Here is a 23,268-nt window from a genome sequence, read left to right as displayed (position 1 = left end):
GGACGGTGATTACGGGGCCGGGTCGTGGTCGGGTAAGTGGGCGCCGTTGGGTGGGTCCGGGCTGAAGTCGCTGACCAGCACGGTCGTCGGCAACACGGTGCAGTTGTTCGCGTTGGGGTCGACGGGTCATGTGTACACGATGGGTGCGGACTACACGTCGGGCCGGTGGAGTGGTTCGTGGGTCGAGGTGCCGGGTGATGCGGGTGGTGCGACCGCGGTCACGGCGTCGGCGATCGGGAACCAGGTGCATCTGAACATCGTGGGTTCGGATGGGCAGTTGTGGTCGACGGACGGTGATTACGGGGCCGGGTCGTGGTCGGGTAAGTGGGCGCCGTTGGGTGGGTCCGGGCTGAAGTCGCTGACCAGCACGGTCGTCGGCAACACCATGCAGCTGTTCACGACCGGCTCGAACGGCCGGGTCTACACGATGGGCGCGGACTACACCGCCGGTCGGTGGAGCGGCGCGTGGGTCGACGTCCCCGGCGACGCGGTCGCGTCCACCAACTGACCGATTCCTCGCGCGGGCCCGGTCGGCGATCGCCTCGGCGGTCGCCGGCCGGCCCCGCCGCGCGTCGACTTGCTAGGCCCTGTCCTGGCGCCGGAACGTCCCCCGGTCGCGGGCGAGTTCGAGGGCATCGCGCAGTCGTCCGTCCGCGGTGGTGAGGAGGTGGGCGGCGGTGGGGGCGTCCACGTCGGCGAGTAGGAGCAGGATCGCGTCCTTGGTCCGGCCGTCGGTGGCGGTGAGGGCGTGGTCGACCGTCTCGCCGTCGGTGCCGGTGGCTTCGGCGACGATCCGGCGGGCGCGCTCGCGGAGTTTGGTGTTGGTGGCCCGCAGATCGACCATCAGGTTTCCGTACGTACGGCCGAGGCGGATCATCACGGCCGTGGACAGCATGTTGAGCGTCAGCTTCTGCGCGGTGCCAGCCTTCAGTCGGGTGGAGCCGGCCAGCACCTCCGGGCCGACCTCCACCTCGATCCCCAGCTCCGCCGCCGCCACCAGGGCCGAGCCCCGGTTGCAGGCCAGTCCGACGGTCAGTGCCCCGGCCGCCCGGGCGGCGCGGAGGGCGGCCAGCGGGTACGGGGTGCGGCCCGAGGCGGAGATGCCCACTAGGGTGTCGGCCGGGGTGAGGTCGAGTGCGGCGACGTCCGCCTCGGCGAGGTCGGTACGGTCCTCGGCGCCCTCGGCGGCCTCCGTGACGGCGCTCCGGCCGCCCGCGATCAGGCCGAGGACCAGGCCGGGGTCGGTGCCGAAGGTCGGCGGGCACTCGGCGGCGTCCAGCACCCCGAGACGCCCGGCGGTACCCGCGCCGGCGTAGACCAGACGCCCGCCGTGCGCCATCCGGGCGGTCACGGCGTCGACCGCGGCGGCGATCCGCGGCAGCTCCGCGGCGACGGCGGCGGGGACGGTGCGGTCCTCGGCGTTCATCAGGTGCAGCAGGTCGGCGGTGGGCAGCCGGTCGATGTCGGCCCAGTCGGGGCGGACCGTCTCGGTGGAGGGCACGGCGTCGGGGTTCATGCGACGAGCGTCCCCGGGGAGGCGCCGCCCGAACCGGAACGATCGTGGAGCGGGCGAGCGGGTCGTCGGTCAGGCCATCCAGAAGAACACGGCCGTCATCCGGCGGTCCGCCAGTTCGACGCCGTAGTAGTCGGTGGCGCTGTGGATCAGGTTGGCGTGGTAGAGGAGCAGTTGGTTGTAGCGGTTGGGGACGCGGACGTCCTCGGTGAAGTGGTCGGCGGGGACGTGGCGGGTGCCGAGCGCCTCGACCAGGTTGTTGTGCGGGGCGTTGACCAGGTTGCCGCCGAGGCGGCCACCGGGGAACTGTTGGCGGTAGAAGCTGGTGCCGGCGTCTTTGGGGGCGCCCGGGCTGAGGTAGAGCACGGCGGCGTAGCGGCAGAGCGCGCGGGAGTCGGTGTGCGGGCGGGACTCCGACTCCCCGGCGCCGACGACCTGGACGCAGTTGTGGTTGAGGGTGCCGCCGCCCGGGGTGCTCTGCACCCAGAGCCGGGAGGCGCCGGTGGCCTTGCGGACCTGGGCCTCGACCCGTGCCAGCTCGTCGGGCTCCAGGCCGGGCATGGTGCGCAGACCGGGCCAGGTCTCGGGGCGGTGCGGGTAGCCCTCGGTCCAGTCGCCGCGGGCCAGGACGCGTTCGCGGACGGCGTCCGGGTCGGGCAGGACGTTGTCCAGGACCCAGTAGTCCCGGCCGCGGGTGGGCTTGCGGTAGGGCAGGACCGGCAGGGCGGTGGGCCTGATGGGCTGTGAGGGCATGGGCCGACGATAGGGGCGCCGGTCGTCAACGATCTGCCGTGAACAGGTCAACCTTTCGTCAAGGGGCGCGCGGGCGGGAGCGGTGTGCGGCCCCCGCCCGCGCCTTGTACCGTGCCGGGTCGGTGCCCTGTCCCGTGCCCGGGTCGGCGCCGGGTCGGCGCCCAGCCCGTGCCCGTGCCCGTGCTTGCGGGGGTGCTACCGGCGGATCAGGCGGAAGACGGCCGTGAGGGCGAGGGCGGTGAGCACCAACAGGATGCCGGTCTCGACGAGTTGGATCGGCACGAGGTCGCCGGCGGGGTGGTAGCTAAGCCAGGTGCCGGTCGCCCCGTCGCACCGGTGCTCGCCCGCGCACTTCGCGGTGCTCACGCGGCTGCCGTCGGCCAGGACCGTCTGGACGTCGACCAGCCACGCGTTGGTGGGCTGCATGGCCCTGAGTGGAGCGACCACGTCGACGGTGGGGTGGAAGGACGGCCGAGCCCAGTGGATCAGGCTGTGGGTGATCGCGACCAGCGCGCCGGTGAGGAACATCGCGGGCAGGGTCCGGCGCACCAGCTGGCCGACCAGGACACCCAGGGCCAGGGCGAACAGCGACCAGGCGATCGGTGCCAGTCCGAGTGCCGGATAGGTGAAGAACTGGAACGGCGGGTCGAAGGCGACCGGCCCGTGCACGATGTCCGTCCACCACACCCAGGTCATCAGCGAGGCGAGCACACCGGTGGTGGCCAGGACGGCGAGGCCCGGCACGGTGAGGCGGGCGACCAGCCAGCGCACCGGGCTGACGGACTGGGCGCGGATCAGCCGGATCGTGCCGCGCTCGTGCTCCTGGGCCAGCAGGGGCGCGCCGATGAACACGCCGATCAGCAGCGGGACGGCGGTGACGGCGGGCTGCAGCACTGAGGTGAACCAGTAGTCCGGCTGGTTGATCGGTGAGAGGAGGGCCCAGCACCGGGGGCTGTCCCAGCTCTCGGGGCTGTAGCAGCCCGTCTGCCGCAGCACGCCCACGACGTGGTGGGAGACGATGTGGATCCAGAGGAGGTCGGCCGCCAGGAGGGCCACCAGTGCGGACAGCGTCCAGAGAGTGAACCGACTCTGACGGAACGTCAGCCAAAGTAGCCCGCGCATGCGGGGGGTGCCGGTGCGCTCCCGGCCGGCGGGTGCGGGCGTCTTCTTCGCGGGGTCGGTCAGGATGTCGGTGCTCATGCTGCCTTCTCGTCGTTCGCCGGGGTGGCGGCCGGGCGTGCGGCATCGGGGCGGGGGCGGGCCGGGGTGTTCGGCTCGGCCGGGGTGAGGTCGGCGGGAGCGCGGAGGTAGCCGAGCAGCAGCTCCTCCAAGCTGGGCCGTTCGCTCTCCCAGGGGCCGTCCAGTGGTTCACCGGTGCGTACCAGTGCGGTTGCCTGGCGTCCGCCGATTCGCTGCTCGACCACCAGTTCGGGCGGGAGTACGGCGCTTCCGGCGGGGCCCGTGAGCAGCCGGTGTCCGTCCAGGATGTCATCCAGGTCCCCGGCCAGCCGGATCCGGGCGCCCTGGACGAGCAGCAAGTGGTCGATGACACCGTCGAGTTCGGGGAGAATGTGTGAGGAGACCACGATGGTCGTGCCGCGTTCGGCGGCTGCCGACATCAGGGTGCCCATGAGCTGGTGGCGGGCGAGTGGGTCGAGGTCGGCCATCGGCTCGTCCAGCAGCAGCAGTTCGGGGAGCTTGCCGAGGGCGAGGGCCATCGAGACCCGGGTGCGCTGACCGCCGGAGAGCGATCGGATCCGCGTCCTGGGACGCAACTCGCCCTGGTCGACGATCTGTTGGGCCAGCTCCTGGTCCCAGACCGGGTTGAGCTCACGGCCCATTCGCAGGGTCTCGGCGACGGTCAGGCCCGGGTAGAGCGGCTTGTCCTGCGCGACGTAGGCGACCCGGGCGCGCTCCTCCGGGGTCCCGGCCGGTTCGCCGAAGACGCGCAAGTCGCCCTCGGTGGCGTTGAGTTGCCGGGCCGCGAGGGAGAGCAGGGTGCTCTTGCCGGCGCCGTTGGGCCCCACCACGCCGCAGATCCGTCCGATCGGGACGGTGAAGTTGCAGTCGCGCAGCGCCCAGCCGCCTCGGTAGTTCCTGCCGAGCCCGGCGGCCTCCAGTGCCGGAGCCACGGTTGTCGGGTTGTTCACCCGGTCCCCCCACTGTTCTCGGTTCTGTGTTCGGTGCTGCCGGGGAGACCCGGCGTGCTGATAGTGCGGTGGTGCGTCCCGGCATGCCTCGGTGTGTGGCGTCCGGGAGTCGGTGCGCCTCGGTGTGAGACGTCCGGGAGTCGGGGTGTCGTCGGTTCGAGTGCCGTCAGTCCGATGGCCTCGGGGGCACCCCGCTGTCGAAGCGCTGCTCCAGTGCGGAGGTCATCAGCGCGGCGATGTCCTCGCGCTCAAGCCCGGCGCCCCGGGCCCGATCCACCCAGCCGATCAGCTCGGCGCGCAAGGGCCCGTCGGCCGCTGCCTCGGGTCGGGCGAGCGAACGCCGGACGAAGGTGCCGAGCCCCGGGCGGGGTTCGACCAGCCCCTCGCGTTCGAGTTCGCGGTAGGCCTTCAGCACGGTGTTCGGATTGATCGCGGTCAGTTCGACCACCTCGCGGGCGGTCGGCAGCTTGTCTCCGGGTTGCAGCAGTCCGAGCCGCAGCGCCTGTTCGGTCTGCTGCACGATCTGCTGGTAGGTGGAGACGCCGCTGCGCCGATCGATGCGGTACTCGATCACGCCCGTTGCGACCTTTCACTAGTCGAATAGTGGAATGGTGGCCCACTACGGCGTGCGGGTCAAGCCGGACCGGGGCGGGACGTGTGAGTGGAAGCCGGGCCCCGGGCCCATTGGGTCGAGCCGCGGACCGCCTTGGGGCCGGGCCCCGGGCCGCGTTGGGTCGAGCCGCGGACCGCCATGGAGCGGAGCTTCGGACCGCCTTGGCTCAGCCCAGCGCGTCCATCAGGGCGGCGACGTAGGCATCCAGCCGCTCCTCGACGGCTCGTGCGGTCGGTTCCGCCCTCCTGCCCCCCGCCATGCCCGTGCCACCGGCTGCACTTCTTCCGAGCAGGCGAGCGAGTCCCGCACCCGCCAGTACGGTCGCTCACTCCGGGTCGCGGCCAGGACCCCGCCGGCCTCCTCGTACGCCTCCGCGAACCGCTGCCCCCACGCCGGGCCGTGCAGTAGCGCGAGATCGGTGGAGCAGTGCGCCGCATCGAGATCCGCCGGGCCCAGCCGCCACCAGCCCGGGGGCCGGCACGGCGGTCCCCGCCAGCAGCGTCAGGGTGCGGGCCTCCCTGGTCAGCCAGTCCTCGGCACGCTCCAGGTGGAACGGCTCGACGAACATTCGCAGCACCGGGTCACGGGTGCCGCCGTCCCGTGTGCGGATGGTCGGCCTCCGCATGTCGGCGGTGATGCCGCCGTGCAGCGGCGCGGTTCTGACGATCCGTTCGCCGACCTTCAGATGCCGACGTACCCAGGCCTCGGCTCCGTCATGGTCGACCACCGCGTCACCTCATCATCCGGACGGCAGCACCCGCAAAGCCTTTCACGGTGGCAGGCCCTCGACGACCACGGCCGCTACCTCGGCCGGTCAGGGGCGTTTGAGGAGGAGCAGGTCGTCCCGGTCGACCAGCCGGTGGTAGCCCTGCTCCTGGTAGAGCACCAGCATCCGGGCGGTGGCGGCGGTGGCGCACGGGGACTGCACGCTGGGATCGCGAAGGTCCACGGCCACCCACTCCGGACCGGGGGCGACCGCGTCCTGGCACACCAGGGTGACCTCCGCCCGGGCGGTGAGCTGGGCGGCCAGCCGGTTGGAGGCGGCGACGGTGGCGTCGTCGGGTATCAGGCGGAGCATTGACCGGGTCTCGGTGAGTCTGGGGGAGGTGCTCCACGCCTCGGGCGTCACCACCTCGTGCAGCGGATACAGCGGCAGGGTCACGACCGTCACCAGGGCCGTCACGGCGAGTGCGCGGCGGACGCGGCGGGGGCTGGTGGCGGTGGGCGCGGAATCGGCGTCCCGCTCGGTGCGGGCGCGCCGGACGGCGTCGACCAGGGCGGCGAACACGATCGGCATCAGGACCGCGCTGTAGTGGTAACTGACGCCCCAGTGGTGCGGGTTGGTGGACAGCAGCCGCCAGAGCAGGGTGGGTGCGCAGAGCAGGACTAGCGGCGAGCGCAGGCAGAGGAAGCCGGCCGTGGCGGCCAGCAGGAACAGCAGCAGCCACTTGATCGGCGGCCAGCCGAGCCGCAGGGGCACGGTCCAGGCGGGGGAGTGTCCGCCGGCGCCGTCCAGCTGCTGCCAGTAGTCGAAGTCGCCATGGGGGTTGAACGCGGGCAGGAGGACGAGCAGGGTGAGCGCGCTCGCGGTGACGCCGACGGCGGCGAGGACGAGACCGGGCAGCGGAGCGCGCCGGTCCCGGCGGGCCTGCCAGGCGATCAGCAGGCCCACGGCGGCCAGCGTGAGCCCCAGGTCCTCCTTGACCAGCAGCAGCGGCAGTGACCAGAGCGCGGCGGCGAGCGGCCGGCGGCGGCCGAGCGCGGTGGCGGCGAAGGCCAGCAGTGGGACGGCGAAGGCGATCTCGTGGAAGTCGTCGGCGGCGGCCCGGACGATCCCCCAGGAGGCCCCGGTGGCGCAGCCGACGAGCAGGGCCACCCGCGGCCCGGCCACCTCGTGGGCCCAGGTGGTGAGAGGAACGACGGCCAGTGCCATGAGCAGGGCCTGGGCGACCACCAGGGTGAGCGGGCTGGGGAAGGCCCGGTAGGCGGGGGCGAGGGCGGCGATCAGGGGGTGGAAGTGGTCGCCGAGCAGGTCGTAGCCGGGCGCCTTGAGCGGCACGATCGGGGGCCGACCGTGGGCGTACGCCCGGACGGCCTGTTCGAAGATGCCCAGGTCGTAGGCCTTGGTGAGGCCGCGTCGGTGCCGGTTGACGGCGACGCAGGTGTAGAGCACGGCGAAGGTGGCGGCCAGGCTCCAGGCGAGGGTGGAGGGGCGGAGGGTGCGGGGGTGGAGGGGGCGCCGGAGGTGGGCCAGGGGGCGGGCGTCCGGGTGGGCTTCGGTCGGGTCGACCGAGGAGAGGGCGGCGGGCATCGGCGAAGTACCCTTTCACTATTCGATTAGTGGAAGGGTGGTGGAAGTCCGAGCGGGCGTCAACCTCGGTCCGGCAGCGCCGACCGGGCCTTTGACGTGCGCGTTTGCGGTTGCCGGAGGGGCGTTGGAACAGGCGAGGACCCCACCTCGGTCGCGGGAACGAGGTGGGGTCCTCGGCAGCGGGACGACCCGCCGGTACTACTTGCCGAAGCTCGCCAGGGAGGCCAGTGCCTCCGCCTCGGAGCCCTTGTAGACGCTCATCCGCGGGTCCAGGACCCGGACGCCGCTCTTGAGCGGGAAGTTCTGGGTACTCGCGAGGGGCATGTTCTCCTGGTCGGCCAGCACGTTGAGCTCGTTGATGCCGGGGAGGGCGCCGGTGGTGGCACCGCTCGGGTCGAGGTCGATCACCGCGTAGGCGCTCTTGCCGGCCGGGACCGAGTACCGCAGCGTGCCGCTCGCGAGCGCGGGCTTGATGTTCTTGCTCTGGTCGCGCGCGGCGGAGTCGCCGAGGTCGACGGTCGGGACGGCGTCCAGGCTGCAGGCGCTCGCACCGGTGTTGTGCACCTCGATCAGGTACTGGTTGGCCGACCCGCTGCGCGCCGTCACGTGGATCGTGAGGTTCTGGATGTCGCACGGGGCGCCGGCGGCGTTGGAGCCCCCGGCGGGCGGGGTGTGGGCGGTGGGGCGCGCGGTCGCGCCCGTGCCCTTCGTCGGAGCGGCGGTGGCCGGGCTGCCGGCCGTCGGGGGCTTGGCGGCGGCCGAGCCGGTCACGGAGGCGGTCGCGTTGCCGGTGACCGTGTCGGTGTTGTCCGGCCCGCAGGCGGTCAGTGCGAGCCCAGCCCCGGCGACGAGGACGACGGAGGCGAGCAGCGGGCGACGGTTGCGGACGGACATGGTGGCTCCCCGGTGTGGTGTTCCTGCTGACTGCTTGGACACACCACAGGACGGCAGGTGGAGGGCGTTCGGTGCCATCGGTGGCGTCACAATCGTCAGGACGTGACAGGGATCGGACTGTGACAATCGATCGGCTGCGGACAGTTGACATGACGACGGTTGGTCGGTCGCCAACTCAGTGTTTTGGTAGGGAGTGTGGCGATATGTCACTTGTCGGCGGTGTTCGTTGTCAGTGGGTCGTCGGCCCGGCTGGGCGCGGTGGGCGCGGTGGGCGCGGTGGGCGCGGTGGTGTTCGGCGTGCGGTGGGTGCGGTGGGTGCGGTGGGCCGGAGCCCGGACAGAGCTGCGCCCGGGTCGGCGCCGCGCCGTGCTGTACCGCCGTGCCGCCGTGTCGCTCGAGGAGTGGGTGGCACGGCGGCGTTCGGGGCTTCGCGGGATCAGGTCGTGCAGTAGCCGTCAGGTCGGCGATCAGGTGGGTGTCACCGGCGGTGTCGACGGAGGTGGCGTCGTCTGCCGGGCCGCGAGCACACCACGCGCGGGGACGGCCACCAGCAGTGCGGCGGCGACGAGGAGTCCGCTCGCCCACAGTGGCCCGAGGTCTCCGGCCGCTGTCCCGAGGCCGGCCGCGGCGACGAGGGGTCCGGCGACGGCACCGGCGTTGAGGGCTGCGGTCGCGTAGGAGCCGGCCATGGTGGGGGCTCCGGCGGCCTCGTACAGGACTCGGGTGATCAGCGTGCTGCCCAGCGCGAACGACAGCGCGCCCTGGACGAACACCAGGGCGAGCAGGGCGGCCGGGCGGTCGGCCAGCACGGCCAGGGTCGGCCAGCCGACGAGTAGGAGCGGACCGCAGGCTGTGACGACCAGGCCGGAGCGCCGGTCGGACAGCCGTCCGGCGACGGTGACACCGGCGAAGGAACCGGCGCCGAAGAGCACCAGGGCGACGGAGATCCACAGCTCGCCCAGCCCGGCGGTGCCGGTCACGACGGGGGCGAGGAAGGTGAAGGCGGCGAAGGTGGCCGCGTTCACCAGCGCGCCGAGCAGCATGACCAGGAGCAGGCGCGGGCTTTTGAGCCGCGCGAGCTCTGCTCGCAGTGGTGGCCCGTCAGCCGCGTGCTGCCGCGGGCGGCGCGCTGGGAGTCCGGTGAGGATGCCGACCGCCGCGGGCAGGCAGAGTAGGGCGACGGCCCAGAACGTGGCTCGCCAGCCGAGCAGGGCGCCGAGCAGCGATCCACTGGGGACGCCGGCGATCGTGGCCACCGTGGTGCCGGACAGCAGCACGGCCAACGCCCGTCCCTTCTTGTCGGCGGGAACCAGCGTGGTGGCGGTCGTCAGGGCGACGGCGAGGAACCCGGCGTTCGCCAGCGCCGCGACCACTCGGGTCGCGCACAGGACCGGGAAGCCCGCGCCGGCGGCACCCACGGCATGGGCCGCCGAGAACACGAGGACGAATCCGAACAGGCTCGATCGTACGGGCCAGTGGCGGGCGAGTCCGGCCATGAGCGGGGCGCCGACGATCATGCCGGCCGCGAAGGCCGAGGTGAGCGCGCCGGCCGTTCCGACGGTGACGCCGAGATCCGAGGCGATGGCCGGCAGGAGGCCGGCGAGCATGAACTCCGAGGTGCCCATGGTGAAGACCGCCAGGGCGAGCAAGTACAGCGGGAAAGGCATCGAGTGGCTCCGAGGTGAGGAGAAGCACGAGAAGGTCATCCCGTCACCGCGGTCAGCACCCAGGGGCACACTCATCCGGCCGCGGAGCGCGGCGGGACGGCTGTGGACTCAGTGGTTCAGGGGGCTGACGGCGTGACCGAAAGCCCCCACCTCGTCTGACTCAGGACTCGACACGGCCCGCACGCTACCCGACCGGGGGCGCCGAAGCACCTCCATTTCACTGCGTCTACCTGTGCCGCCTGCGTCGGCCTGTGCCGCCGACCTCGGGTCCCACGACGTCAGCTGTCGCGGACCGCGTAGCCGCCGAGGGCGCTCTGGAGGCGGTCGAAGGCGTGGGCGGCGGAGGGGCGGACGGCGGCGGCGATGGTGGGGTGGTCCTGGCCGGCCAGGGTGCGGCGGAAGATCTCGGCGAGTACGGCGCGGTCGACGGCGGCGAGCAGCGCGGCGGCGACCCGGCTCTCGAAGTCGACGGGTGCCGCGTGGGCGGCCTCGGCCAGGGCTTCGGCGAGGGCGGCCTCGCTCTGTTCGTGCAGTTCTCGCAGTCGGGCGCCGAGCGCGGGGCTCTCGGCGATGGTGCGGGCGAACTCGGGGTCGGAGAAGCCGAGCCGTGGATCGTGCCGGTCCAGCCCGGCCAGGCAGTCGCGGCGCAGCGCGGCGAGGGCGGACTCGCCGGGGGCGCGCTCGGCGACGGTGCGGGCGAGCCGGTTGACGAGCTCCTCGTGCAGGTCGAGGAAGAGGTCCTCCTTGCGCGGGAAGTGGTTGGTGACGGTCATCTTGGCGACCCCGGCGGCGGCGGCCACCTCGGCGATGGTCGTGCGGTCGAAGCCGTGCTCGATGAAGAGCCTGGTCGCGGCGTGCGAGATGGCTTCGCGGGTGCGGCGCTTGTTGAGCTCGCGAAGGTTCGGAGTGCTGCCGGTGTCGGTCATGGTGGCGAGCCTAGCGCAGTTAGCTGGGTCGAGCACAGAAATTAGGCTTGACCCAATCGATAGGTCCGTCCTAAGTTTCTCTCCGGACGGTCGGATCGACGGCCGGTGGGGCGAACCGGGGGAGGGCGCATGACCATGGCGGTCACCAGAAAGGGCAGGCCGGGGAGGGGTGCGGAGGCGGTCCGGTCGGCGGGGCCGGAGCCGCTGCCGCCGGCATGCGGAAGATGGCAGTGGTGCGGCACCCGGGTCAGCCCGGCGCGGCCTTCGGTGCGACCTTCTGGTGGGTGCTGGCCATGTCGGCACTCTCGATCGCTCCGGCCCTGCTCTACCCCGGTGCTGTCCGTAAGGAAGGCTGACCGGCTGCCGGTTCATGATCATTCATCAGTATCCCTTCGGACCAAGCCCGCTCAGCCCGACTCAACTCGCCTCAACTCGCCTCAACTCGCCTCGATCCGATGCCGTCCGATGCAATCCGACTCACGTTGACTGTGGAGGTCCCCTTGTTCACCAAGCGCCCTGACGGCGAACACGCAGGCGGTCTGCGTCTGCTCACCGTGCACGCCCACCCCGACGACGAATCCAGCAAGGGCGCGGCGACGCTCGCCCGGTACGCGGCCGACGGCGTGGACGTCCTGGTCGCGACCTGTACCGGCGGTGAGCGCGGTTCGGTGCTCAATCCGGCGCTGGACCGTCCGGAGGTCCGCGCAGACCTCACCCGGATCAGGCGCGAGGAGATGGCGGCCGCGCGCGAAATCCTCGGTGTGCGGCAGCAGTTCCTCGGGTTCGTCGACTCCGGGATGCCGTGCCCGGACGAACCGCTGCCGGAGGGCTGCTTCGCCGCCCAGCCGGTGGAGGTCGCGGCGGCACCGTTGGTCGCGCTGATCCGGGAGTTCCGTCCGCACGTCGTGATCACCTACGACGAGACCGGCGGGTACCCGCACCCGGACCACGTGATGACCCACACGGTCACGGTCGAGGCCTTCGAGGCCGCTGCCGACCCGACGCGCTACCCGGAGGCCGGCGCACCCTGGCAGACGTCGAAGCTCTACTACCACCTGGCGCTCTCCCGGCCCTGGTTCCAGGCGCTGCACGATGCCATGACGGAGCGCGGGATCCCCTCGGAGATGGACGAGTTGCTCGCCGAGTGGCCCGACACCCCGCCCGCCCTCGCGACCACCACCCGGATCGCGTGCGGTGAGCAGTTCGCCGTACGGGACGCGGCGATGCTGGCGCATGCCACCCAAGTACAGCCCGGCGTCGCCTTCATGGCCCATCCGCGGGACATCGAGCGGGAGGTCTGGCCCACCGAGGACTACCATCTGGCGCGCAGCTTCGTCCCGAGTGCCGAAGGCCTGGCCGGTGCCGGAGGCGTCGAGACCGACCTGTTCGCGGGGCTGCGGGCCGGCGTGGGCGTGGGAGAGGTGGCGGGATGAACGAGAAGTGACTTGTCACCGGACTGGTAGCCGATGGTCCCAAGCGGAGGTGACCAGGGCGGAGGACCCTGGCCGTAGTGGCCCTGGCTGGGGAGGGCTTGAGCCGGGCGACTGCTGTGCTGTGAGGGCGTGGCGTGGCATCTGGGCCGGACGATGCGACTGCGAAGGCCAGGGTGGTCGGAGCGGAGCGGCAAGCTCTACGCCCACGGGACCGCCACCTGCGCAATCCTGACGCCCCGTCCGGTGGCCTGACCGTACCGCCCGTCGTGAGCACCCCGATCCCGACCGGGTGTTCAGAGCGCAGCCAGGACCCCGCAGAGCGCAAGGAGGCCGCAGATCCCGAAGTTGACCAGTTTGTGCGACAGGAAGACCGCCGCGAACTCGCGGATGGTCGCGCTCGGCCAGTAGTACCGGGCGGTGGGCGAGCCGAAGACGTGCCCGTTGACGCCGGTCTTGCGGGCGATCAGCGCGGCCCGGAATGCGTGGAAGTTGTTGGTCACCACGACGCAGCGGTAGCCGGGCTTGGCCTGCTCCATGATGGCCCGGCTGAGGAGCAGGTTCTCCTCGGTGGTGCGTGAGCGGTCCTCGCGCTCGATGTGCTCGGCGGGGAAGCCGCGTTCGACCAGGTAGTCCGCCATCGCATGGGACTCCGGTAGCTTCTCGTCCGGCCCCTGACCGCCCGAGGTGATCAGTACCGGCGGGTTGCCGCGGGCGGCCTGGGCCTCGTACACCTCGCGGCCCCGGTTGAGCCGGCTGGCCAGCAGGGGCGGGACGCGCTCGCCGCCGATCAGTCCGGATCCGAGGACGACCACGAAGTCCACGTCCCGGCGCGGCCGGTGGCGACCGTACAGGAAGGCGTAGCCGACGAAGCAGACGAACAGGAAGGAGATGTACCCGACCACCAGGACGGCGGTGCCGGCGAGGATGCCGAGCCGGGGTGAGTGGGTGGCGATGGCGGCGAACAGCAGGGCGATGACGGCGATGATGCCCAGACCGGCGAGCAGGGACAGCAGATTGGCCGGTCGGGTGCCCTCTTTGCGGATCATGGTCACGCCGTTGGCGAGCAGGAACCAGACCAGGGCCACCGTTCCGACCGTCGGCAGCAGGACGATCGCCACCGCCGCGAGCTCCGCCACCAGCGTGGGCGCCTTGCGGAGTTCGGCGAGCAGGGCGAGCGAGAGGAGTGACACGGCGATGCCGAGCAGGACAGCGTTGCTGAACCGGCGGCGGTCGCGCAGCACCCCGAATCCGAACAGCAGGAAGAACAGGGCTGCGGGGGCGTAGGCGAGCATGCTCCGTATCGTAGGGGGAAGGGGATGTGTGGATCATCCGTGCGAATGGCTGGGTGCCTCAGGGGTATACGGCTTGGCGGGGCGTACGGCGAGGCGCTGACCGGCTCCGTCAGATCCCGATGGCCAGTCCGAAGGAGTCGTCGAAGGGGGCGTAGCCGACGCAGAGGATCAGCCAGAAACCCAGCGCGGCGGTCAGGCCGGCCGTGATCCGTCCGAGCCGGCTGCGCTGCTCCTTCGGTCGGCGCTGCCTGTTCGGGTCGACCGTCGCGCCGGCGTCGGGTGGCGGCAGTCCGCGGTGGCCGCCGGCCGACGACAGCCGGCGGCGGTCAGCGGGCAGTAAGGCGGCGAGTCCGTCGAGGACGCGGTGGACGCAGACGTCGAAGCGGGCGTCCATGTTCGGGCTGGTGATGTGGTCGGCGAGGTCGGTGAGGTTGGGGTACTGCTCCGGGGGGCAGGTTCCGAAGAGGCCCCCGGTGTCGGCGGCGATGTCGCGGCGGCCGGTGCCGAGTATCTCGGCGGCCGAAGAGCGTCGGAGCCCACTCCAGCTGAGCGCAGCCCCGGCCGGGACACCGAGAACGGCCCACACGGCAAGGACGGCCCGAGCGGCTCGCACGACAAGACCGCCGGAAGGGCTCCGCTTCAGCGGATCCCCTCCACCGCCGCCTGCGCCGCCCGGGCCAGCTCCCTCCGGGCCCCGGCCCGGGTGGGCTGGGGCCCGGGTGGCGGGATCGGCGGCAGGAAGGTGACGTCGGCGACCAGCCCGCGGACCGCGACCACCCGGGCGAGCGAGGTGAGCAGTCCCTCGTCCCCGATGAAGGCGGGCGCGCTGGTGGGCCGTCCGTCCGCCAGCCGGTAGCGGATGGTGACGGGCTGGACGAACGCGCCGGCCTCCACTGCGGCCTGGAACAGCGCGGGCCGGAACCGGCCGCTCTCCCGCCCGCACCAGGTCGACCCCTCCGGGAAGACGATCACCGGATGTCCGGAGCGCAGCACCTCGGTCACCGCCGCCACGGTGTCCGGGAGGGTGCGCAGCCGGTCGCGGTCCAGGAACACGGTGCCGCCCCAGGCGACCAGCGGCCCGAGCACCGGCCACCGCCGGACCTCGGTCTTGGCCAGCGAACGGCCCGGCCGCCCGGCCGCGAGCAGTGGGATGTCCAGCCAGGACACGTGGTTGGCCACCACCAGGGCCCCGTCGGCGGCCACCGCCGTGCCGCCGACCGCGCCGGCCGAGCCGGGGGTGCCGGGCGTTCGGGGCGTCCCGAGGTGGACGGTCACCCCGAGGGTGCGCAGTAGCACCCGCGCCCAGAACCGGATCAGCCGGGACCGGGTGCCGTAGGGCAGCACCCGCACCGGAAGGCTGAGCAGCACCCCGGCCAGTACCGCCGTCAGACAGGCGGTCAGCCGCAGCGCCCGCCGGGGGCGCGAGACCACCGGCGCGCGCTCGCTCAGGCAGGTCTCCGGGCGGCAGGTCGCGGTCGGCAGCCAGACGCTCATGACGACGCGCCCGGGGCAGCCGTTCCGGACAGGAAGTGCCGCAGGTAGCGCGGGTCGGTGCGCTCCAGCGACAGCAGCACGTACAGGTCGGCGCAGTTGAAGTCCGGGTCGTACGCGGGCTCGCCGCAGACCCAGGCGCCGAGCCGCAGGTAGCCGCGGAGCAGGGCGGGCAGGGCGCCGCGCTCGGCCCGCGGCACGCCGGTGGAGTCCCAGCGGCGGTGCGGGCTGACCCGGTACTCCTCGGGGGCCAGGTGCTTGGCGCTGACGGTGTCCCAGACCCGGGCCGCGGTGGCGCCGCCGTCGGTCAGGTCGATGGAGCAGCAGCCGCCGACCCAGGTGTTGCCGGTGTCGGCGAGGTAGCGGGCGATGCCGCCCCACATCAGGTTGATGACGGCGCCGTTGCCGCGGTGGTCGTGGCGGATGCAGGAGCGGCCGAGCTCGACCAGGCCGGGCCGGACGGGCGCGAGCGCGGAGAGGTCGAACTCGCCGTCGGAGTAGAGCCGTCCGGCCCGGCGGGCGGCCTCGGGGCGGAGCAACCGGTAGGTGCCGACCACGGCGCCGTCCTCGCCCTCGCGGACCAGCAGGTGGTCGCAGTACTCGTCGAAGGGGTCGACGTCGAGTCCGGCGACGGGGCTGTTCAGGACGGCGCCGAGTTCGGCGGCGAAGACCTGGTGGCGCAGCCGCTGGGCGGCGCGCACGTCGTCCTCGTCGCGGGCGAGCGAGACGGTGTAGGCGGCCGGGGCCGGGGCCGGGGCCGGGGTCGGGGTCGGGGTCGAGGACGAGGACGAGGCCAGGGTCGAGGCCGGGGCCGGCGGGTTGCGGGGCGCGGGGACCGCCGGGGCGTCGTGGGTGGGGGCGACTGCGGGCGGAGCGTACGTGGGGACGGTGGTCATGGCGGACCCTCCAGGGCAGCACGATCGGCGGTGCCGTGGATCGCCATGGCACCGTCCCGGCCCGCAGGGGTTGGGCTTTCGGACGCGGACCGGTCTCCGTATGTGTCTCCAAGTCGGTTGGAATTCACGTTGCGGCCCGGCGGAGCGCAGATGTGCACCTGTTGAATGGGACCACCCGTGGCGCGCCGTGGCCTGCCGGTCATCTGCCGGGCACCGGGCGGTCGTTCGTCCGGGGTGGACAACGGGGGCGCGCACCTGCTTCGTGCGCGCTTCCCGTGTCACCCCCCGTACGGTGCCCCCGTGTCACGCCCCCGTGCGGGCGGTGAACAGCCTGGCCCCCGTGTCACGCCCCCCGTGCAGTGCTCCCGTGCGGTGCCTGCGGTCTCAGAACGCCCGCCAGCCCTGCGGGTCGACGCCGCCCGGGACCGCGCCGCCCGGTCCGTACGGCTCGCGGGTGTAGATGAAGGAGCCGATGTCCAGGTGGCTGACCGTGCCGTCGGGGTGCCGGACCACCCGCAGGGTCTCGCCCGCGTAGTAGTCGTCCAGACCGAGCCAGCTGCCGTCCGGCTGAGGCCGGAAGCGAGAGCCCCGGCCGCCGGCCAGCGAGGCCAGTTCCAGGACGCCCTCGGCGCGCAGCCGCAGGACGTTGGGCGCGGCGCCCCAGTACCAGGGCCCGGTGAGGGCCAGCACGTCCTGGTCCACCTCGGGCAGCGGGCGCCAGGGTTCGGGCAGCCGGGGCTCGTGGGCGGCCGTGATGCCGATCAGCTCGGCGGCCAGCTGATTGCTGCTGCCGCTGGTGGCGTTGGACAGGACGAAGGCGGCCAGGCCGTCCTCGGCGCAGACCCACAGACAGGCCGTGAAGCCGGGCACCGAGCCGGTGTGGCCGTACAGCAACCGGCCCTCGTGGCGGCGCAGTTGCAGGCCGAGACCATACGAGGAGCTCCAGTCGGCGTCGCCCGGGCCGACGGCGGGGCGGCGCATCTCGGCGAGGGTGTCGGGCTTGAGCACCGCGTCGTCGCCGGCGGCCAGGAAGGCCGCCCAGCGGGCCAGGTCGGCACCGGTGGACCAGAGTTGGCCGGCGGGGCCCATCAGGCCGGTGTCGGTGAGGGGTTCGGGCAGCATGACGTCGGCCCAGGGGTGGACGGCGAAGCCCCCGGCGTGCGGGTGCTCGGGCAGCAGGGTGGTGCGGTTCATACCGAGCGGGGCCAGCACCTCGCGGCGCAGCACCTCGCCCCAGGGCGCGCCGCGCAGCTTCTCCACCAGGGCGCCGAGCAGCGCGTAGCCGGGGTTGGAGTAGTGGTGGCGGCGCCCGGCCGGGTGCTTGAGCGGGCTCTCCTGCTCCAGCAGGTCGGCGAGTGCGGGCCGCAGCGCGCCGTCGGTCCGCTCCCACCAGGGTCCGGGCGTCTCGGCGGCCAGTCCGCCGGAGTGGGCGAGCAGTTGGGCGAGGGTGACCGCGTCGGCCGGGGTGCCGGGCAGGTGACGGCCGAGCGGGTCGGCGAGGTCGACCAGACCCTCGTCGCGCAGCCGAAGCACCAGCACCGCGACGAAGGTCTTGGTGAGCGAGCCGATCCGGTACTGGACGTCGGTGTCCGGCGCGTTCCCGTCGACCATGCTGCGGGCGCCGCTCCACACCGGTCGGCCGTCCCGCACCACCCCGGCGACCAGCGAGGGGGTGCGGACCTCGGACTGGGCGACGGCGATGCGGTGCAGCAGGGCGCGGCGGGTGGTGGGCAGCAGCTCTTCGGGCAGATCGGTCAGGTGATCAATTTTCAGCATGTCGGGGACAGTAACCCAGCGTCGGCCGGGGCCCGGGCGAATATCCGCTCAGCCGGCCGGCGGCGGCAGCTCCGGCCGCTCCAGCCACGCCTCGAACAGCGGCCCGAGCGGCGCCGTGGTGTACCGGGAGGCGTGGGCGAGGAGGTCACGGGTGGCCACCACGCCGTGCCGGTTGGTGCCGGCCCAGTCCCGCAGCATCGCGAAGAACGCGTCCTCGCCGAGCGCCCGCCGCAGTGCGTGCACCACCAGGCCGCCGCGCTGGTACAGCCGGTCGTCGAACATCAGCCGACGGCCCGGGTCGCCCAGCGTGAGGTCCTGCGGCAGCCCGGCCAGCAGCCGGTGCGCGGCGGCGGCGTGCACGGCCGCGGGCGGGCCGCCGGCGTGTTCGGACCAGAGCCACTCCGCGTACTTGGCGAAGCCCTCGTTGAGCCAGATGTGCCGCCAGTCGGCGATCGAGACGCTGTTGCCGAACCACTGGTGGGCCAGCTCGTGCGCGATCAGCCGCTCGCGCTCCCAGCCGCCGCCGAGGTGGTTGGTGCCGAAGGTGGCCACGCCCTGCGCCTCCACCGGGACGTCCAGCTCCTCGTCGGCGACCACGACGGCGTACTCGCCGAAGGGGTACGGCCCGAAGACCTCGGCGAAGTGCGCCATCATCTCGGGCTGCCGGGCGAAGTCCCGGGTGAAGTCCTGGACCAGCCGCTCCGGCACGTACCCGGTCTGCGGCACGACGCCGCCCTGGGCCGGCCGGGCGGCCAGCGGCACCGGCCGGTAGTGCCCGATGGAGACCGTCACCAGGTACGGCGAGGTCGGCGCGCTCTGCTCGTACACCCAGGTGGTGCTGGAGGCCCGGGTGGTCCGGGTGAGCAGCCGGCCGCCGGAGAGCACCGTGAAGGGGGACGGCGTGGTGACCGCCAGCTGGTACGTCGCCTTGTCGGCGGGCCGGTCGTTGCACGGGAACCAGGACGGCGCCCCGACCGGCTGGCTGGCCACCAGCGCGCCCTCGGTCAGCTCCTCCCAGCCCAGGCCGCCCCACGGGCTGCGCACCGGCCGGGGGTTGCCGGTGTAGTGCACGTCGACGGTGAAGGCCGCGCCGGCCGGGAGGGCCTTCGCCGGGCGGATCCGCAGCTTGCCGCCGCGGTGGGTGTAGCGGGCGGCCTTGCCGTCGACCAGCACCCGTCCGATCCGGAAGTCCGCCAGGTCGAGTGCGAACTCGGCCAGGGCCGCGTCGGCGACCGCGCTCAGCCGGGCCGAGGCGGCCAGCCGGTTGGGCCCGGGCCGGTAGTCCAGGGCGAGTTCGTAGCGGTGCACCCGGTAGCGGTGGTCGCCGCTGTTCGGGAAGTAGGGGTCCGGGCCGGCGGCCGCGGGCTGGGCGTGCTTGGGCTTCACGGGGCGGGCGCTTCCTGCGGGCCGGGACGGGGGGTCGTGCCGGGGGATCCGGGCGGCGGGGTGGTCACGGGCTGTCAGGGGTGGTGAAGGGCGGTCACGAGGTGGTCTGCCACGCCTCGATGGGGTTGCCCAGCCACCGGGTGTCGGCGGGGACGGACTCGGCGCGCATCACCAGCGAGGCCGGGCCCAGCGTGCTGCGCGCGCCCACCGTGCTGCCGGGCAGCACGATCCCGCCCGGGCCCAGGGTGGCGCCCTCGCGGAGGACCACAGTATCCATCCGCATGATCCGGTCGTGGAAGAGGTGGGTCTGCACCACGCAGCCCCGGTTCACGCTGACCCCGTCACCGAGGGTGACCAGGTCGGCCTCGGGCAGCCAGTAGCTCTCGCACCAGACGCCGTGCCCGACCTTGGCGCCGAGTGCCCGCAGCCACAGGTTGAGCACCGGGGTGCCCGGCACCGCGCCGACCAGCCAGGGCACCGCCAGCACCTCGACGAAGGTGTCGGCCAGCTCGTTGCGCCACACGAAGCCGCTCCACAGCGGGTGCTCCACCGCCCGGAACCGGCCCACCAGTAGCCACTTCGCGGCCACCGCGACCAGGCAGGCCACGCCGCCCGCCGCCAGCAGCACCAGGCCGGAGAGCAGCGCCGCCCGCAGCGGGGAGCCGGCCGCCAGCCAGGACAATGCCGCCACTGTCAGCAGGCCCAGCGCCCCCGAGGCCAGCACCGGCAGCAGCCGGGCCAGCTCGACCAGCCCGCGCGCCCAGCGCAGCCGGGTCGGCGGCTCGTAGGTCAGGCTCTGGTCCGCCTGGTCCGCCGAGCGAGGCAGCCGCATCGGCGGCATGCCCAGGTACGAGCTGCCCTTCTTCGCCTTCTTCGGCGTCGCCGACAGCACGCCCACCAGGCCCCGCTTGGGCACCGAGCGGCCCGGCGCGGTCATCCCCGAGTTGCCGAGGAAGGCCCGCTCGCCGATCTTCGCCTCGCCCAGGCGCATCCAGCCGCCGCCCAGCTCGTACGGTGCGATCAGGGTGTCGTCGGCCAGGAACGCACCGTCCCCGACGGTGGTCAGGCTGGGCAGCGCCAGCACCGTGGACACCTCGGCGCCCCGGCCGACCCGCATCCCCAGTGCCCGCAGCCACAGCGGGGTCACCAGGCCGGCGTACAGCGGGAACAGCACCTCGCGGGCCCGGTCCATCAGCTGGCTGACCGTCCAGGCCTGCCAGCTGACCCGGCCGTGCAGCGGGTGCACTCCGGACACCAGGCCGAGGCTCAGCAGCCGGACCAGCACCACCAGCTGCGCCGCGTACAGCGCGCCGTACGCCAGGGTGGCGGGCAGCAGGCCGAGCAGCGCGTCGCCGAGGGCCGGACCGAGCTCCGTGCCCTGGTCGACGAAGCGGAAGAGCACGGCGAGGGCGGCCGCGGCCGGCAGCACCGGGAGCAGGCCGAGCAGGGCGTCGCCGGCGCCGTACACCGCGGCCCAGAGGGGACGGCGGACCGGGGCCTGCTTCGGCCAGGACCACTCGGCCCGGCCCAGCTTGACGGCGGGCGCGCCGCCCCAGCGCTGGCCGGTCGGCACCTGGCCGGTGACGCTGGAGCCGGGCAGCACCTGGGAGTGCTTGCCGACCCGGGCCCCGGGAAGCAGCGTCGAACGGGTGCCGACCACCGCGCCGGCGCCGACCTTGACCTGCCCGACCTCCAGCCGGTCGCCGTCCAGCCAGTAGCCGGACAGGTCGACCTCGGCCTCGACGGCGCAGCCCCGGCCCAGCTTGAGCAGCCCGGTGACCGGCGGCAGCGAGTGGAGGTCCACCTCGGGGGCGACCTTGGCGCCCAGTGCCCGGGCGTAGGGGACCAGCCAGGCGCCGGACAGCCCGGTCGCGCCGCTCAGCTCGGTGAGCCGCTCGGCCGCCCAGAGTCGCAGGTGCACGGAGCCGCCGCGCGGGTAGCTGCCGGGGCGCAGCCCGCGCAGCAGCAGCCGGGCTCCGCCGGCTCCGATTGCCAGTCGGCCCGGCGCGGTGAACAGCACCAGTGCGCCCGCGCCGACCGCCCACCAGGAGGCGGTGGGCGCCCACGGGTAGTCGCCGACGTACGAGAGCAGGTTCCCGGCGGCCAGCAGGGCGACCGTCCAGCGCAGCCCGACCACGGTGAACAGCGGTACCAGCAGCAGCAGTTGGAGCAGCTTGGCCCGGGTCGGCACCAGGGAGACGGTACGGGCCTCGCCGCCCTCACCGGCGGTGCGCTCCAGGTGGCGGGCGAGCTTGCGCAGTGTCGGGTGCTGGTAGATGTCCAGCACGGCGGCGTTCGGGTAGCGGGTGCGCAGCAGGGTGGTCAGTCGGGCGGCGGCCAGGCTGCCGCCGCCGATCGCGAAGAAGTCGTCTCGCGCGCCGCCCACCTGCACGCCGAGGATCTCGGCCCACTGCTCGGCCAGCCACGCCTCGGTGCCGTACAACTGCTCGCTCGGTCCGGCGGCCTCCAGCTCGGGCAGCGGCCAGGGCAGGGCGCTGCGGTCGACCTTGCCGGAGGTGCGGGTGGGCAGGGCGTCGACCGGGGCGAGCAGCGGCACCAAGGCGGCGGGCAGCTCTGCGCGCAGCCGTTCGACGGCCTGCTCGCGGTCGAAGTCGTCCTGGACGACCAGGTAGCCGACCAGCAGCTGGTTGCCGCCGCGCGCGGTGCGCACGGCCGCGGCCGCGCCGGCCACGCCGGGCAGCGCCTGCAGGGCGGCGTCCACCTCGCCGAGTTCGATCCGGCGCCCGCCGAGCTTGATCTGCTCGTCGGTGCGGCCGAGGAACAGCAGGCCGGCCGGGTCGGCCTGGACCAGGTCGCCGCTGCGGTAGGCGCGCTCCCAACCCAGCGAGGGCAGCGGGGCGTACTTCTCGGCGTCCTTCTCCGGGTCGAGGTAGCGGGCCAGGCCGACCCCGCCGATCACCAGCTGGCCGGTGCCGCCGGGGGCGACCGGCTGCCCGGCCCCGTCCACCACGGCGAGGTCCCAGCCGTCCAGCGGCAGGCCGATCCGGACCGGCCCCTCGCCGGTCAGCAGGGCGGCGCAGGCGACCACGGTGGCCTCGGTCGGGCCGTAGGTGTTCCACACCTCGCGGCCCTCGGTGACCAGGCGCTGCACCAGCTCGGGCGGGCAGGCCTCGCCGCCGAAGATCAGCAACCGGACCTCGTTCAGCGCCTCGGCCGGCCAGAGCGCGGCCAGGGTCGGGACGGTGGAGACCACGGTGATCTCCTGCTCGGCCAGCCAGGGGCCGAGGTCGGCGCCGCTGCGCACCTGGGAGCGGGGGACGGGCACCAGGCAGGCGCCGTGCCGCCAGGCCAGCCACATCTCCTCGCAGGAGGCGTCGAAGGCGACGGACAGCCCGGCCATCACCCGGTCGCCGGGGCCGATCGGCTCCTCCTGGAGGAAGAGCGAGGCCTCGGCGTCGACGAAGGCGGCGGCGTTGCGGTGGGTGACGGCGACGCCCTTGGGCTTGCCGGTCGAACCCGAGGTGAAGATGATCCAGGCGTCGTCGGCCGGGGTGGGGCGCCGCTCCACGGCGGGCGGGCGCTCGGTGGTGGTGCTCAGGGCACGCCCGGCGCCGAGCACGGCGGCCACGGCGGCCTCGCCGAACACCAGCTGGGCGCGCTCGTCCGGATCCTCGGCGTCCACCGGGACGTAGGCGGCGCCGGCGGCCAGCACGGCCAGGATGGAGACGTACAGGTCGTTGGTGCCGGAGGGCACCCGGACGCCGACCCGGTCGCCCGGGCGGATCCCGGCGCCGGCCAGCCGGCCGCGCAGCTGCTCGACCTCGGCGGCCAGGGCGCGGTAGCTGAGCACGGTGGTGCCGTCGTCCAGGGCCGGTTCGTCGGGGTGGGCGCGCACGGTGGCGTCCAGCAGGTCCACCAGGGTGCGCGCGGCGGCGGCCGGGCGGCCGGGGAACAGCGCGTGCGCCGGCTCGGCCGACGGCGGCTCGGTGTACCGCTCCGGGTGGATCGGTTCAGTGCTCATCACGGCCGTGCGCTCCTCGTCCTCGCCCCGTTCCTGCCGATGCCCGGCCCCCTGGGGCGGTGGGGGCACCGCCGGGCCGGGGCTCCCACTCCGGGGCCGGAGCGGACAACCCGATCGATGGTAGCCCGGGGCCCGGCGCCCGGCAGGAGCTCGAACTCAGCCCAACTGGGTTCGGACCGGTCGAA

Annotated in this window: 19 protein-coding genes and 1 pseudogene; 3 read left to right on the top strand and 17 right to left on the bottom strand. The window is 73.5% G+C overall.

The genetic code is table 11. The features are described from left to right. On the top strand, positions 1–508 hold a 508-nt coding region (locus ACZ7BZ_RS25735), incomplete at its 5' end, for a PLL family lectin (RefSeq protein ID WP_470360347.1). A 72-nt stretch (positions 509–580) separates the two neighbouring features. Here ACZ7BZ_RS25735 and murQ read toward each other — a convergent pair. From murQ to ACZ7BZ_RS25685, 10 genes and pseudogenes are all read right to left on the bottom strand, one after another. After that, positions 581–1,516 carry an N-acetylmuramic acid 6-phosphate etherase gene (gene murQ / locus ACZ7BZ_RS25730; protein WP_470360346.1) on the bottom strand — a complete coding sequence of 312 codons (936 nt, stop codon included), beginning with the start codon at positions 1,514–1,516 and terminating at the stop codon, positions 581–583. Positions 1,517–1,585: 69 nt separating this feature from the next. Next, on the bottom strand, positions 1,586–2,266 hold the full coding sequence (locus ACZ7BZ_RS25725; RefSeq protein ID WP_380461768.1) for a DUF6445 family protein: 681 nt from the start codon (positions 2,264–2,266) through the stop codon (positions 1,586–1,588). 195 nt (positions 2,267–2,461) lie between these two features. Then, the gene (locus ACZ7BZ_RS25720; RefSeq protein ID WP_470360345.1) at positions 2,462–3,466 is read right to left on the bottom strand and encodes an ABC transporter permease; all 1,005 of its coding nucleotides are present in this window, start codon (positions 3,464–3,466) and stop codon (positions 2,462–2,464) included. Continuing rightward, entirely contained in the window at positions 3,463–4,416 is a 954-nt protein-coding gene (locus ACZ7BZ_RS25715) for an ATP-binding cassette domain-containing protein (protein WP_470360344.1), read from the bottom strand. The genes ACZ7BZ_RS25720 and ACZ7BZ_RS25715 overlap by 4 nt, the downstream gene beginning before the upstream one ends. 166 nt (positions 4,417–4,582) lie before the next feature. Next, positions 4,583–4,990 (bottom strand): GntR family transcriptional regulator, encoded by a 408-nt coding sequence (locus ACZ7BZ_RS25710; RefSeq protein WP_470360343.1) that lies wholly within the window; start codon positions 4,988–4,990, stop codon positions 4,583–4,585. 205 nt (positions 4,991–5,195) lie between these two features. Beyond that, a pseudogene (locus ACZ7BZ_RS25705) lies at positions 5,196–5,756 on the bottom strand (phosphotransferase family protein). 87 nt (positions 5,757–5,843) lie between these two features. Then, a complete protein-coding gene (locus ACZ7BZ_RS25700) occupies positions 5,844–7,340 on the bottom strand; it encodes a DUF2079 domain-containing protein (RefSeq protein ID WP_470360342.1) in 1,497 nt (498 codons plus the stop codon). A 198-nt stretch (positions 7,341–7,538) separates the two neighbouring features. Next, positions 7,539–8,234 (bottom strand): DUF4232 domain-containing protein, encoded by a 696-nt coding sequence (locus ACZ7BZ_RS25695; protein ID WP_470360341.1) that lies wholly within the window; start codon positions 8,232–8,234, stop codon positions 7,539–7,541. Positions 8,235–8,701: 467 nt separating this feature from the next. Beyond that, positions 8,702–9,901 (bottom strand): Cmx/CmrA family chloramphenicol efflux MFS transporter, encoded by a 1,200-nt coding sequence (locus ACZ7BZ_RS25690; protein WP_470360340.1) that lies wholly within the window; start codon positions 9,899–9,901, stop codon positions 8,702–8,704. A gap of 278 nt (positions 9,902–10,179) precedes the next feature. Beyond that, a complete protein-coding gene (locus ACZ7BZ_RS25685) occupies positions 10,180–10,827 on the bottom strand; it encodes a TetR/AcrR family transcriptional regulator (protein WP_470360339.1) in 648 nt (215 codons plus the stop codon). A 215-nt stretch (positions 10,828–11,042) separates the two neighbouring features. Between ACZ7BZ_RS25685 and ACZ7BZ_RS25680 the strand changes: the two genes are divergently transcribed. Together ACZ7BZ_RS25680 and mca are read left to right on the top strand one after the other, a co-directional pair. Continuing rightward, a complete protein-coding gene (locus ACZ7BZ_RS25680; protein ID WP_470360338.1) occupies positions 11,043–11,183 on the top strand; it encodes a hypothetical protein in 141 nt (46 codons plus the stop codon). Between the two features lie 144 nt (positions 11,184–11,327). Beyond that, complete coding sequence (gene mca / locus ACZ7BZ_RS25675) at positions 11,328–12,260, top strand: mycothiol conjugate amidase Mca (protein WP_470360337.1); 933 nt, start codon at positions 11,328–11,330, stop codon at positions 12,258–12,260. A 293-nt stretch (positions 12,261–12,553) separates the two neighbouring features. Here mca and ACZ7BZ_RS25670 read toward each other — a convergent pair whose 3' ends face one another. The 7 genes from ACZ7BZ_RS25670 to ACZ7BZ_RS25640 all read right to left on the bottom strand — a co-directional run bounded on the left by ACZ7BZ_RS25670 (position 12,554) and on the right by ACZ7BZ_RS25640 (position 23,083). Next, entirely contained in the window at positions 12,554–13,552 is a 999-nt protein-coding gene (locus ACZ7BZ_RS25670) for a YdcF family protein (RefSeq protein ID WP_470360336.1), read from the bottom strand. 109 nt (positions 13,553–13,661) lie between these two features. Further along, positions 13,662–14,138, bottom strand: a complete 477-nt coding sequence (locus tag ACZ7BZ_RS25665) for a hypothetical protein (protein WP_470360335.1) — start codon at positions 14,136–14,138, stop codon at positions 13,662–13,664. A 53-nt stretch (positions 14,139–14,191) separates the two neighbouring features. Continuing rightward, complete coding sequence (locus tag ACZ7BZ_RS25660; RefSeq protein WP_470360334.1) at positions 14,192–15,046, bottom strand: lysophospholipid acyltransferase family protein; 855 nt, start codon at positions 15,044–15,046, stop codon at positions 14,192–14,194. Then, a complete protein-coding gene (locus ACZ7BZ_RS25655; RefSeq protein WP_470360333.1) occupies positions 15,043–15,939 on the bottom strand; it encodes a GNAT family N-acetyltransferase in 897 nt (298 codons plus the stop codon). Before ACZ7BZ_RS25655 ends, ACZ7BZ_RS25660 begins: the two co-directional genes overlap by 4 nt. A gap of 384 nt (positions 15,940–16,323) precedes the next feature. Next, a complete protein-coding gene (locus ACZ7BZ_RS25650) occupies positions 16,324–17,715 on the bottom strand; it encodes a serine hydrolase domain-containing protein (RefSeq protein ID WP_470360332.1) in 1,392 nt (463 codons plus the stop codon). Positions 17,716–17,763: 48 nt separating this feature from the next. After that, entirely contained in the window at positions 17,764–19,101 is a 1,338-nt protein-coding gene (locus tag ACZ7BZ_RS25645) for a M1 family metallopeptidase (protein ID WP_470360331.1), read from the bottom strand. Between the two features lie 94 nt (positions 19,102–19,195). Further along, positions 19,196–23,083, bottom strand: coding sequence for a Pls/PosA family non-ribosomal peptide synthetase (locus ACZ7BZ_RS25640; RefSeq protein WP_470360330.1), 3,888 nt, complete (start codon positions 23,081–23,083; stop codon positions 19,196–19,198). Positions 23,084–23,268 lie beyond the last annotated feature (185 nt).

It is taken from the genome of Kitasatospora sp. NPDC036934, from assembly GCF_055608425.1.
Note: the sequence above shows the minus strand (reverse complement) of the source record. Positions and strands in the feature narration are given on the sequence as shown.

What these genes read in the sequence shown, in the direction of transcription:
- murQ (WP_470360346.1), bottom strand. Translation starts at nt 1,516, where the DNA reads ATGAACCCCGACGCCGTGCCCTCCACCGAGACGGTCCGCCCCGACTGG.
- ACZ7BZ_RS25725 (WP_380461768.1), bottom strand. Translation starts at nt 2,266, where the DNA reads ATGCCCTCACAGCCCATCAGGCCCACCGCCCTGCCGGTCCTGCCCTAC.
- ACZ7BZ_RS25720 (WP_470360345.1), bottom strand. Translation starts at nt 3,466, where the DNA reads ATGAGCACCGACATCCTGACCGACCCCGCGAAGAAGACGCCCGCACCC.
- ACZ7BZ_RS25700 (WP_470360342.1), bottom strand. Translation starts at nt 7,340, where the DNA reads ATGCCCGCCGCCCTCTCCTCGGTCGACCCGACCGAAGCCCACCCGGAC.
- ACZ7BZ_RS25695 (WP_470360341.1), bottom strand. Translation starts at nt 8,234, where the DNA reads ATGTCCGTCCGCAACCGTCGCCCGCTGCTCGCCTCCGTCGTCCTCGTC.
- ACZ7BZ_RS25690 (WP_470360340.1), bottom strand. Translation starts at nt 9,901, where the DNA reads ATGCCTTTCCCGCTGTACTTGCTCGCCCTGGCGGTCTTCACCATGGGC.
- ACZ7BZ_RS25685 (WP_470360339.1), bottom strand. Translation starts at nt 10,827, where the DNA reads ATGACCGACACCGGCAGCACTCCGAACCTTCGCGAGCTCAACAAGCGC.
- ACZ7BZ_RS25680 (WP_470360338.1), top strand. Translation starts at nt 11,043, where the DNA reads ATGCGGAAGATGGCAGTGGTGCGGCACCCGGGTCAGCCCGGCGCGGCC.
- ACZ7BZ_RS25670 (WP_470360336.1), bottom strand. Translation starts at nt 13,552, where the DNA reads ATGCTCGCCTACGCCCCCGCAGCCCTGTTCTTCCTGCTGTTCGGATTC.
- ACZ7BZ_RS25660 (WP_470360334.1), bottom strand. Translation starts at nt 15,046, where the DNA reads ATGAGCGTCTGGCTGCCGACCGCGACCTGCCGCCCGGAGACCTGCCTG.
- ACZ7BZ_RS25655 (WP_470360333.1), bottom strand. Translation starts at nt 15,939, where the DNA reads ATGACCACCGTCCCCACGTACGCTCCGCCCGCAGTCGCCCCCACCCAC.
- ACZ7BZ_RS25650 (WP_470360332.1), bottom strand. Translation starts at nt 17,715, where the DNA reads ATGCTGAAAATTGATCACCTGACCGATCTGCCCGAAGAGCTGCTGCCC.
- ACZ7BZ_RS25640 (WP_470360330.1), bottom strand. Translation starts at nt 23,083, where the DNA reads ATGAGCACTGAACCGATCCACCCGGAGCGGTACACCGAGCCGCCGTCG.